The sequence below is a fragment of the Amycolatopsis sp. NPDC006131 genome (genome assembly GCF_040614175.1).
GTDB lineage: Bacteria > Actinomycetota > Actinomycetes > Mycobacteriales > Pseudonocardiaceae > Amycolatopsis_E > Amycolatopsis_E tucumanensis.
The window spans coordinates 1-10,287 of the sequence record NZ_JBEXTX010000178.1; the positions used below are offsets into that span (position 1 = coordinate 1).

The window sequence follows — 10,287 nt, forward strand, 5'->3', positions numbered from 1 at the left end:
CTCCCGCAACCCGATCCCCAGCCAAATCGGTTGCCGAGCCACCGGGTCAAGCCACGCTTTCCCGGCTTGACGCGGTGTCTCGGCAACCGAACACTGAAAGATCGGGTTCGGGAGGGCACTCCTCATCCGGGCGTAGCGAAGCGAAGCCCGGCGCAGTGGAAACCCGCGTAGCGGCTACCATCCCACGAGTGACAGCACTGCTCGGACCAGCCGAGATCCGTGGCTTGGCCGCCGAGCTGGACGTGCGTCCCACGAAGAAGCTCGGCCAGAACTTCGTGCACGACCCGAACACCGTCCGCCGCATCGTCGACCTCTCCGGGGTGGGCCAAGGCGACCACGTCCTCGAAGTCGGCCCCGGCCTCGGCTCGCTGACGCTCGGCCTCCTGGATTCGGGCGCGCACGTCACCGCCGTCGAAATCGACCCGGTCCTCGGCGAGCGCCTGCCGGCCACGGTCGCCGAGCGCGCCCCCGAGGCCGCCGCCCGGTTCACCGTCCACATCCAGGACGCCCTCAAGCTCGCCGCCGAGGACCTCGCCGACCAGCCCACGCACCTCGTCGCCAACCTGCCCTACAACGTCGCCGTCCCGGTGGTCCTGCACCTGCTCGCCGAGCTGCCGTCGCTGGCGCACGGCCTGGTGATGGTGCAGACGGAGGTCGCCGACCGGATGGCCGCGGGCCCCGGCAGCCGCACCTACGGCGTCCCGAGCGTGAAGCTCGCCTGGTACGGCCCGGCCCGCAAGGTCGCGCCCGTGCCGCGCGCCGTGTTCTGGCCGGTGCCGAACGTCGACTCCGCGCTCGTCGGCTTCGAGCGCGCCGCGGAACCGGTGTCGGACGCGGACCGGGACGAGGTCTTCGCCGTCGTCGACGCCGCCTTCGCCCAGCGTCGCAAGACGCTGCGTGCCGCGTTGTCGTCGTGGGCGGGCTCGGGGGAGAAGGCCGAGGCGATCCTCCGCGCGGCCGGCGTCGACCCCCGCGCGCGGGGCGAGCAACTGGGGGTAAGGGACTTCGCCAAGATCGCCAAGAGCAAGTCCTTACCACCGTTTGTGTGATCTCGCACCCTGATCCGGACCAGGGACTTGCCAAAAAGATGTGAAGTCCGTTCTACTCTTTGAGGTATCCATCCCGAGCGGCTGAGAGACCTGGCTCGCCGAAGCCGCAGCAACCACCCCACCCGGGGGCAGGTGCTAACGCCAGGACCGATGGAGGATTCCTGTGTACCGCACGATGCTCACGAGGCGCCGCGTCGTCGACGAATGTCGTCGCACGGTCTGTGCGTGTCGTCGCTGACCGCTTTCCCTTCACCACCATTTCCTGACTTCGCCTGACCGTCCTCTGTAGACGGTCTCCTTGGTGTGCGGTCGGCGCGTTCGCGCCCGTTGTGCTGGAGCCATTCGTGATCACTGTCGAAAACCTGACCAAGTCCTTCCCCGGTGCCGCCAAGCCCGTCCACGCCCTGCGGGACGTGAGCGTCGAGGTGCCCGCCGGCGCCCTGTTCGGCGTCGTCGGCCCGGCCGGCTCCGGCAAGTCCACCCTCACCCGGTGCATCGCCCTGCAGGAGAAGCCCGACCGCGGCGTCGTCCGCCTGGACGGGCTGAACACCACCGGCCTCGACGGGCGGAAGCTGCGTGAGGTGCGCCGCCAGGTCGCGGTGCTGGACGCGCAGCCGGTGCTGCACGCCGAGCGCACCGTGGCGGGCAACGTCGCGGCCCCGCTGGAGCAGCTCGGCCTGGAGGGCCCGCAGCGGCGCAGCCGCGTCGGCCGCCTGCTCGACCTGGCCGGCCTGACCCAGCGCGCCGCGCTGCGGCCGAGCGAACTCACCCCGGGCCAGCGCCGCCGCGTCGCGCTGGCGCGGTCGCTGGCCGCGGGCCCGGCCGTGCTGCTCGCCGACGACCCGACCGCCGGTGTCGGCGCCGAGGAGACCGGCGCCGTGCTGACCGTCCTCGACCGCGCCCGCGCGGAGCTGGGCGTGACGGTGCTGCTCACCACCCAGGACGGGGCCGCGGTGCGGCGCGTCTGCGACGGGGTCGCGGTGCTGGAGGACGGGCGGCTCGTCGAGCAGGGCACCGTGCTGGAGCTGCTGGCCAACCCGGCGAGCAAGGTCGCGCAGAGCCTGCTGCCCCCGATCGACACGCCGCGCAGCCAGTCGTCGAGCTACGACCGGTCGGTCGACGTGGTGCTGATCGGCTTCGCGGCCGTCGGCGCGCTGCTGCCCGAGGCCTCCGCCCGGTTCGAGGTCGAGCTCGCCACCATCGGCGGCGGCCTGACCCGCGTCGGGGACACCCCGGTGGCCCGCTTCCGCGTCGGCGTCAACGGCAGCCAGGCCGACGCGGCGCTGGCGTGGATCGCCGACCGGGGAGCGCACGTCGTGCACCCGAAGGAAGGCCCGAAGAGCATCGTCGCGGCCTGACCAGGCACGCGAGGAGGGGCGTCCCGGGCGTGGCGCCCCTCCTCGTTTTCACTTGCCCCGCACCAGGACCCCGACCGCGATCGCGCCCGCGGCCACGATCGCCGCGGCCCAGCCGTTCGCCACGGCGTAGCCGTGCACGGTCGCCGCGGGCAGGGCCAGGCCGGCGACCGAGGCGGTCGCGCTCGCCGCGATCGTGTTCAGCGACGCCGTGCCGATCGACGCGCCGACCTGCTGGGACGTGGTGATGAACGCCGACGCCACCCCCGAGTCCTTCGGCTCCACCCGGGCGGTCGCGATGTTCATGACCGTCGGCATCGCCAGCCCGGCGCCCGCGCCCAGCACCAGTTCCACCGGCAGGACCAGGCCCCAGTAGGACGTGTCGACCGACAGCTGGGTCAGCCCGGCGAGCCCGGCGGCCATCAGCAGGAGCCCGGTCACCAGCAGCGGGCGCGGCCCGGTCCGCGGGATCAGCCGGCGCGTCAGCAGCGTCGAGACCGTGACGTTGCCCAGCAGGAACGGCAGGAACGCCAGGCCGGCGCCGAGCGCACCGAAGCCCATGATCGCCTGCAGCTGGTAGGTGAGGAACAGGAACATCCCGAACATCCCGAAGGCCGCGACGGCGATGGTCAGGAAGCCCGAGGAGCGGGCGCGGTCGGCCAGGACGTGCAGCGGCAGCAGGGGGTTCCGGACCCGGGCCTGCCGGAACACGAACCCGGCCAGCAGCGCCACCGCCGCGGCCAGCGTGCCGAGCACCACTGCCGAACCCCACCCGCGGGTCGCGGCCTCGGAGAGGCCGTAGACGAGCCCGGCGATCCCCGCGCTGCCGAGCGCGCCGCTGATCCAGTCCAGCCGCGTCGAGCGGTGGCCCGGCACGTTCGGCAGCACGAACCAGCCCGCGATGGCGGCGGCGACCGCGATCGGCAGGTTCACGTAGAGGCACCAGCGCCAGGACGCGTACTCGGCCAGCGCGCCACCGGCGACCAGCCCGACCGCGCCGCCGGACATCATGATGGCGCTGTAGATCCCGAACGCCTTGGCCCGTTCCTTCGCCTCGGTGAAGGTGATGGTCAGCAGCGAGAGCGTGGACGGCGCCAGCAGCGCGGCGAAGACCCCCTGGGCCGCGCGGGCGGCGATGAGCAGACCCGAGCCGGTGGCCATCCCGCCGAGCGCGGACGCGGCGGCGAAGCCGAGCGCGCCCACGATGAGCGTGTTCTTGCGGCCCAGCCGGTCGGCCAGCCGTCCACCGAGCAGCAGCAGACCGCCGAAGGTGAGCGTGTAGGCGGTGATCGCCCACTGCCTGGCCACGTCGGACATGCCGAGGTCGGCCTGCGCGGTGGGCAGCGCGATGTTGACGATGGTGGTGTCGATGATGACGAGGAGCTGGGCGAGCCCGACGACGGCGAGCGCCCACCACTTCCTCGAGTCGGCCGGCGCCGTCACCGGCGCCGGAGTGGTTGTCGTCATGGTGGAAACCCCCTGCTGGAGAACTGGGTTAGACTGAGAGCAAGCATTACTAGTCGGCCGACAAGTAATGGCGCTGCCGACACGGTAGGTCCATTCCTAGCCGGGCGTCAAGCAAGTTTGAGAGTTCCTCAGGAAGGACGGTCATGGCGGGGCGGCGGACCGACACGCGCGAGCGCATCCAGCAGATCGCGCTGGACCTGTTCGTCGAGCAGGGCTACGAGAAGACGTCGTTGCGGGAGATCGCGGAAGCGCTCGGGGTGACCAAAGCCGCTCTCTACTACCACTTCCGGACGAAGGAAGACATCGTCCACAGCCTGATCGAGGACATCGGCGCCTCGCTCGACGAGATCATCGAGTGGGCGCGGGCCCAGGACGATCCCGCTCAGGCCCGCGAGGAGCTGCTGCGCAGGCTCTCCGACCTGATCCAGGGCCGGTTCGGCCCGATCATGCGGTTCATGCAGGACAACCAGCCCGCGCTGAAGGACCTGCACGCCGGGCACGTGCTCGCGACACGGATGAAGGGGCTGTTCACCTTCCTCGTCCCCGCCGACGCGAGCCCCGAGGACCAGTTGCGCTCCCGGCTCGCCCTGGTCGCGCTCATGCTCGGCAACAACCCGCAGTTCCTGGACGAAAACCCGAGCGAGCAGTCGGCCGACGTGGCGCTGCGCGTCGCACTGGAGCTTGCCTCTCCGCGCTCTCCAGCGGGCACGTAGGCTTGACTGGTGCTCGCCGTCGTACCGCCACCTGTCACCGTCAGGGTGCCCTCCAAGATCAACCTGCACCTGTCGGTCGGCGACCTGCGCCCGGACGGTTTCCACGACCTGACGACCGTCTTCCACGCGCTTTCGCTGACCGACGAGGTCACCGTCGCGCTGGCCGAGGAGCCGGGTGTCGAGGTCTACGGCGAGGGTGAGCAGGTCGTGCCCACCGGCGCCAGCAACCTCGCGTGGCGCGCGGTCGAGGCGCTGGCCGCGCACGTCGGCAAGACCGACGGGGCCTCGAACGTGCGGGTGGTCCTCCGCAAGGGGATCCCCGTCGCGGGTGGAATGGCGGGCGGCAGCGCCGACGCCGCGGGCACGCTGGTCGCCCTCGCCGCGCTGTGGAAGCTGGACATCGGGCGCGACGAGCTCGCCGGGATCGCCGCGAAGCTCGGCTCGGACGTGCCGTTCGGGCTCTACGGCGGCACCGCGCTGGGCACCGGCCGCGGCGAGCAGCTGGTGCCGGTCCTGTCGCGGCACACCTTCCACTGGGTGCTCGCGTTCGACCAGCGCGGGCTGTCCACCGAGCGCGTGTACGCCGAACTCGACCGGCTCCGCGAGACCGGCAACCCGCCGCGCGTCGGCTCGCACGCGCCGGTCGTCGAGGCGCTGGCCTCCGGCGACCCGCGTCAGCTGGCCCTGCTGCTCGGCAACGACCTGCAGGCCGCCGCGGTGTCGCTGCGGCCCGGCCTGCGCCGCACGCTGCGCGCCGGGGTGAACGCCGGCGCGCTGGCAGGCACCGTGTCCGGTTCCGGCCCGACGTGCGCGTTCCTGTGCGCTGACGCCGAATCCGCGCTCGAGGTCGCGGCCGAGCTGGCCGGCGCCGGGGTGTGCCGGACGGTGCGGGTCGCGCACGGCCCGGTGCCGGGCGCGCGGCTCGTCGGCGGCGACGAACACCGGCCCACTCCTCCGCAGGTGCACGCGTAGTGGCGAATTTGATCAACCTCGAGGCGGTCTCCAAGTCCTACGGGGTCCGCCCGCTGCTGGACAACGTCTCCCTCGGCGTCGGCGAAGGCGAGCGCATCGGCGTCGTCGGCCTCAACGGCGGTGGCAAGACCACGCTGCTGGAGGTCCTCTCCGGACTCGCCGAGCCGGATTCCGGCCGGGTGAGCCAGGTCCGCGGGCTGCGGCTCGCGGTGGTCACCCAGCGCACGGAGCTGGCGGAGGGCAGTTCGATCCGCGACGCCGTGCTCGCCGGTTTCGACGCCGAGCACGAGTGGGCGGCCGACGCCCGAGTCCGGTCCATTGTGGAGGGACTCGGGATCACCGAGCTGGGGCTGGACAACCCGACCGCGACACTGTCCGGTGGGGAGCGTCGCCGGGTCGCGCTGGCCGCCGCGCTGATCGGCGACCTGGACCTGCTGGTGCTCGACGAGCCGACCAACCACCTCGACGTCGAGGGCGTGCGCTGGCTCGCCGACCACCTGCTGGCGCGGCGGTCCGCGCTCGTGGTCGTCACCCACGACCGGTGGTTCCTGGACACGGTGTGCGGGCGGACCTGGGAGGTCGCCGACGGCCGCGTCGAGCAGTACGAGGGCGGGTACGCGGACTGGATCTTCGCGCGCGCCGAGCGGGCACGGCTCGCGGCGTCGATGGAGGAGAAGCGGCGCAACCTCGCGCGCAAGGAGCTGGCCTGGCTGCAGCGCGGCGCGAAGGCCCGCACGTCGAAGCCGCGGTACCGGATCGAGGCGGCCGAGGCGCTGATCGCGGACGTGCCGGAGCCGCGCGACACGGCCGAGCTGATGTCGTTCGCGAAGCGGCGGCTCGGCAAGACCGTGCTGGAGCTGGAGGACGTGACCCTCAAGGCCGGCGACAAGACGGTCGTCGAGGGGCTCACCTGGCGGATCGGGCCGGGTGACCGGTTCGGGCTGGTCGGCGTGAACGGGTCGGGCAAGACGACGCTGCTGAAGCTGCTGGCAGGGGAGCGCGAGCCGGTCGCGGGGCGGCGGATCGAGGGCAAGACGGTGCGGCTGGCGCACCTGTCGCAGGAGCTGGACGAGCTGCCGGGGCAGCTGCGGGTGCTGGAGGCCGTCGAGGAGGTCTCGGCGCGGGTCGTGCTGGGCAAGCAGGAGCTGTCGGCGTCGCAGCTGGCGGAGAAGCTCGGGTTCCCGCCGGCGCGGCAGTGGACGCCGGTGGAGGACCTGTCCGGCGGCGAGCGGCGGCGGCTGCAGCTGGCGCGGCTGCTGATGGCCGAGCCGAACGTGCTGCTGCTCGACGAGCCGACGAACGACCTGGACATCGACACGCTGCAGCAGCTGGAGGACCTGCTGGACTCCTGGCCGGGCACGATGGTCGTGGTCTCGCACGACCGCTACCTGGTGGAACGCGTGACGGACGCGGTGTACGCCCTGTTCGGCGACGGCCGGATCACGCACCTGCCCGGCGGAATCGACGAGTACCTGTCGCGGCGGGCGTCCGCCCGTGCCTCGGTGTCGGCGCCGAAGCCCGCGCAGAAGACGTCCAGCGCGGCGGAGTTCCGGGCGGCGCAGAAGGAACTGTCCCGGTTGGAGCGGCGGCTGGACCAGCTGCACGCGCGGGAGACGAAGCTGCACGAGCAGCTCGCCGAGCACGCCACCGAGCCGGACAAGCTGGTCGAGCTGAACACGGAGCTGAAGACGGTGCGCGCGGAGATCGAGGACGTCGAGGCGCGCTGGCTGGAGACCTCCGAACTGGTGGAGTAGGCGCACCGGGCTGCTTCGACGCCATCACTGGGGGCCTTGGTGCCGGTCTCCGGTCAGGCGCGGGCGTAGTCGCCGAGTGAGGGTTCCAGCAGGGCGAACGCCTGCTCGGCTTCCGGGCCGACCACGGCGGCGATCTCCGGGTTGCCCCGGCCGGCCAGGGTCAGCTCCTGGATGCGCGCGAACAGCACCCGGTGCACCTCACCGAGCACCGACGTCGAGGCGCGTTGGCTGGAGACCTCCGAACTGGTGGAGTAGGCGCGCCGGGTTGCTCCGAAGCCATCACTGGGGGTCTTGGTGCCGGTCTCCGGTCAGGCGCGGGCGTAGTCGCCGAGTGAGGGTTCCAGCAGGGCGAACGCCTGCTCCGCCTCCGGGCCCACCACGGCGGCGATCTCCGGGTTGTCCCGGCCGGCCAGGGTCAGCTCCTGGATGCGCGCGAACAGCACCCGGTGCACCCCACCGAGCACCGACGCCGCGGCGCGCGGGGTGATGTCGCCGCGTGCGGCTCCGGTCGCTTCGGCGAGCGTGGCGGCCAGAGCCTCCTCGCGCTGGTCGTGCAGGCCGCGCAAGCACACCGACAGCGTCGGGCTCTCCGCGATCATCCGGCTGAACTCCGGGCCCGCGAACCCCGCGACCGGGTCCTGCCGCTCGACCGCCCCCAGGAAGTCCCGGCGCAGCGCGGCCAGCGCCGACTCACCCGGCTCGCGAGCCACGACCGTGCGGGCCAGGCTCGCCACGAACTGGTCCTGGTGGTCGAACGCCAGGTCCTCCTTGCGCGGGAAGTAGTTGGTCACGGTCTTCTTCGCGACCCGCGCGGCCTCCGCGATCTCGGCGATCGTCGTCTGCTCGAAACCCTTCGCCATGAAGAGCCGGGTCGCCTGGTCGGAGATCAACTGCCGCGTCTCTTGCTTCTTGGCTTCGCGGAGGCCCGTGACGGTCATGAGCGAATCTTACCCTCGTCCTACTTTTACGTTGACAACTAGCCTGCGCTCAGGATAAGTTTACGTCGGTAGTAAGTTTACTCCTGTGAGGTGTTCGTGCCAGACCCCACCGTGCTCCACCCGCTCGCCGAGCACCCGCGCGTGGTGTTCCTGAAACCGCTGGTCACCGATCCGCGTATCCAGGTCGGCGAGTTCACCTACTACGACGACCCGGACGCCGCCACCGAGTTCGAGACCCGCAACGTCCTCTACGCCTACGGGCCGGAGAAGCTGATCATCGGCAAGTACTGCGCGATCGCCTCCGGCACGCGGTTCCTGATGGCCGGGGCGGAACACCCGACGATGGGGGTGTCGACCTACCCGTTCACGATGTTCGGCGGCGCGTGGGCGGAGTCCACACTGGACCTCGTCACGAACATGCCCAGCCGGGGCGACACGGTGGTGGGCAACGACGTCTGGTTCGGATACGGCGCGACCGTCATGCCCGGCGTGACGATCGGCAACGGCGCGATCATCGCCGCGGGCGCGGTCGTCACCGCGGACGTGCCGCCGTACACGATCGTCGGCGGCAACCCGGCCCGGCCGATCCGCGCTCGCTACGAGCCGGAGGACGTCGAACGGCTCGAACGCGCCGCCTGGTGGGACTGGCCGGTCGAACTGGTCACCCGGCACGTGCGGACGATCATGTCCGGCACGCCCGCCGACATCGCCGCGATCAAGGAGGTAAGGGCTTGACGTTCGACGTGACAGCCGAATTCGACCGCCAGGTCGCCAACCTGGTGGACCGCGGCTACCCGGCGCTCGCCGGGCTCGACGAGGACGGCTTCCGCGCACTGGTCGAGCCGCTGCGCGCCGCGGCCCGGGCCGGCGACCTCGACCCGGAGGCGGGCCGCGTGCCGTTCCTGCTGGTCGTGACCCGGAAGGTCGCACCGATCGAGGAGACGATGCCGCGCACCACCCTGCACCGCGGGAGGCTGCCCGGGTTCGTCGACCACTCCTTCGAACCCGGATCGCTCGACCGGTTCGTGTCCACTGTGGACCTCCCGGCCCCGGACGCCTACCTGTTGTTCGACGTCGAGCGCGGCGAGGAGTTCTGCGGCGCGGTCCCGAACGACGCGATGGAGGTGATCGCCGGCCGCAGCCGCACCCAGCTCACCATCGAGGAGGGCATCGCCCTGATCACGCACTTCCCGGAGGTGCTGGTCAAGAACAAGTGCTTCTCGCTGGGCGGTTCGCGGTGCGGCGACCGGCGGGTGCCGGCGATCTGGATCAGCAAGCGGGCGCCGAAGCTTGGCTGGTGCTGGCAGGGCAACCCGCACACCTGGCTGGGCATGGCCTCGGCCGGCTCCCGCGCGGTGTGACCGCCGGTGCCGGGCGGGCCACCCCGCCCGGCACCGGGTCTCACATCTCGGTGCCTGCCGAGAACATCACCGGCCGGACCTCGATGCCGAGCCCGTCGACCGCGGCGTCCGGGATCATCGCGGCCAGTTCCAGTGCGCGTTCCCGGCTTTCGACGTCCACCAGGTAGTACCCGCCGAGGTACTCCTTCGCCTCCAGGTACGGGCCGTCGGTCACCACCTGCGCGCCGTCCCGCACCCGCACGACCGCGCTGTTCGACGGGTCGGCCAGCGCGGTCGTGCCGATGAACTCGCCGGACTCGCGGATGGCGTCCATGAACGGTCCGTGCCCGCTCATGATCGCGTTGCGCTCCTCCTCCGTCAGCGACTCCCACACGGCGGGGTTCATGTGCATGATCAGCAAGTACTTCACGGGTGCCTCCTCAAGGGCTGTCTTACCAGGAGGTCGGAGCGCGGGGGCGGGTTTCGACACCGCCGCCGGGACGATCCGGGGAACTTCGTCGCCGGATAAGGTGAGCGCCATGAGTCGGTTCGTGGAGACGCTCGTCCGCACCGCTGCGGAGGGTGGTCAGTTGCGTGGCATGGTCACCGGGGAGCCGAAGGAGCCGGTGCGCCGGACCTGGGCCGAAGTCCACGAGCAGGCGCGGCGGATGGCCGGCGCGCTCGTCGCGGGCGGCCTGG

At 71.7% G+C, this 10,287-nt stretch carries 11 protein-coding genes and 1 riboswitch; of the genes, 7 read left to right on the top strand and 4 right to left on the bottom strand.

Annotated features, from left to right (window positions below; all coding sequences use genetic code 11):
• Positions 1-188: 188 nt before the first annotated feature.
• The gene (rsmA, locus tag ABZ215_RS41790; protein WP_354956360.1) at positions 189-1,049 is read left to right on the top strand and encodes a 16S rRNA (adenine(1518)-N(6)/adenine(1519)-N(6))-dimethyltransferase RsmA; all 861 of its coding nucleotides are present in this window, start codon (positions 189-191) and stop codon (positions 1,047-1,049) included.
• Positions 1,050-1,114: 65 nt separating this feature from the next.
• Positions 1,115-1,206, top strand: a riboswitch (SAM riboswitch).
• A 187-nt stretch (positions 1,207-1,393) separates the two neighbouring features.
• The gene (locus ABZ215_RS41795; RefSeq protein WP_020419441.1) at positions 1,394-2,407 is read left to right on the top strand and encodes an ATP-binding cassette domain-containing protein; all 1,014 of its coding nucleotides are present in this window, start codon (positions 1,394-1,396) and stop codon (positions 2,405-2,407) included.
• A 48-nt stretch (positions 2,408-2,455) separates the two neighbouring features.
• Here the strand turns inward: ABZ215_RS41795 and ABZ215_RS41800 are convergent, their stop codons facing one another.
• A complete protein-coding gene (locus ABZ215_RS41800; protein WP_235716177.1) occupies positions 2,456-3,871 on the bottom strand; it encodes a DHA2 family efflux MFS transporter permease subunit in 1,416 nt (471 codons plus the stop codon).
• A 143-nt stretch (positions 3,872-4,014) separates the two neighbouring features.
• On the opposite strand from ABZ215_RS41800, the gene ABZ215_RS41805 reads away from it, so the two are divergent.
• Genes ABZ215_RS41805 through ABZ215_RS41815 form a run of 3 tightly spaced genes read left to right on the top strand, consistent with a single transcriptional unit; the run spans position 4,015 to position 7,310 of the window.
• Positions 4,015-4,584 (top strand): TetR/AcrR family transcriptional regulator, encoded by a 570-nt coding sequence (locus ABZ215_RS41805; RefSeq protein ID WP_020419439.1) that lies wholly within the window; start codon positions 4,015-4,017, stop codon positions 4,582-4,584.
• A 9-nt stretch (positions 4,585-4,593) separates the two neighbouring features.
• Entirely contained in the window at positions 4,594-5,556 is a 963-nt protein-coding gene (locus ABZ215_RS41810; protein ID WP_027936078.1) for a 4-(cytidine 5'-diphospho)-2-C-methyl-D-erythritol kinase, read from the top strand.
• Positions 5,556-7,310: an ABC-F family ATP-binding cassette domain-containing protein gene (locus tag ABZ215_RS41815; protein ID WP_020419437.1), complete on the top strand. Its 1,755-nt coding sequence runs from the start codon at positions 5,556-5,558 to the stop codon at positions 7,308-7,310. Before ABZ215_RS41810 ends, ABZ215_RS41815 begins: the two co-directional genes overlap by 1 nt.
• A gap of 53 nt (positions 7,311-7,363) precedes the next feature.
• Here the strand turns inward: ABZ215_RS41815 and ABZ215_RS41820 are convergent, their stop codons facing one another.
• Positions 7,364-7,498: a hypothetical protein gene (locus ABZ215_RS41820; RefSeq protein WP_354956363.1), complete on the bottom strand. Its 135-nt coding sequence runs from the start codon at positions 7,496-7,498 to the stop codon at positions 7,364-7,366.
• Between the two features lie 120 nt (positions 7,499-7,618).
• Positions 7,619-8,248: a TetR/AcrR family transcriptional regulator gene (locus tag ABZ215_RS41825; RefSeq protein ID WP_354956365.1), complete on the bottom strand. Its 630-nt coding sequence runs from the start codon at positions 8,246-8,248 to the stop codon at positions 7,619-7,621.
• Between the two features lie 90 nt (positions 8,249-8,338).
• Between ABZ215_RS41825 and ABZ215_RS41830 the strand changes: the two genes are divergently transcribed.
• The gene (locus ABZ215_RS41830; RefSeq protein WP_237339163.1) at positions 8,339-8,983 is read left to right on the top strand and encodes a CatB-related O-acetyltransferase; all 645 of its coding nucleotides are present in this window, start codon (positions 8,339-8,341) and stop codon (positions 8,981-8,983) included.
• The gene (locus tag ABZ215_RS41835; RefSeq protein ID WP_354956367.1) at positions 8,980-9,609 is read left to right on the top strand and encodes a DUF5701 family protein; all 630 of its coding nucleotides are present in this window, start codon (positions 8,980-8,982) and stop codon (positions 9,607-9,609) included. Before ABZ215_RS41830 ends, ABZ215_RS41835 begins: the two co-directional genes overlap by 4 nt.
• Positions 9,610-9,649: 40 nt before the next feature.
• On the opposite strand, the gene ABZ215_RS41840 is transcribed toward ABZ215_RS41835, so the two are convergent.
• A complete protein-coding gene (locus ABZ215_RS41840) occupies positions 9,650-10,018 on the bottom strand; it encodes a YciI family protein (protein ID WP_237339161.1) in 369 nt (122 codons plus the stop codon).
• Between the last annotated feature and the right edge of the window lie 269 nt (positions 10,019-10,287).

Excerpts from the sequence above, each read along its gene's own strand:
- ABZ215_RS41800 (WP_235716177.1), bottom strand. The coding sequence starts at position 3,871 with ATGACGACAACCACTCCGGCGCCGGTGACGGCGCCGGCCGACTCGAGG.
- ABZ215_RS41805 (WP_020419439.1), top strand. The coding sequence starts at position 4,015 with ATGGCGGGGCGGCGGACCGACACGCGCGAGCGCATCCAGCAGATCGCG.
- ABZ215_RS41825 (WP_354956365.1), bottom strand. The coding sequence starts at position 8,248 with ATGACCGTCACGGGCCTCCGCGAAGCCAAGAAGCAAGAGACGCGGCAG.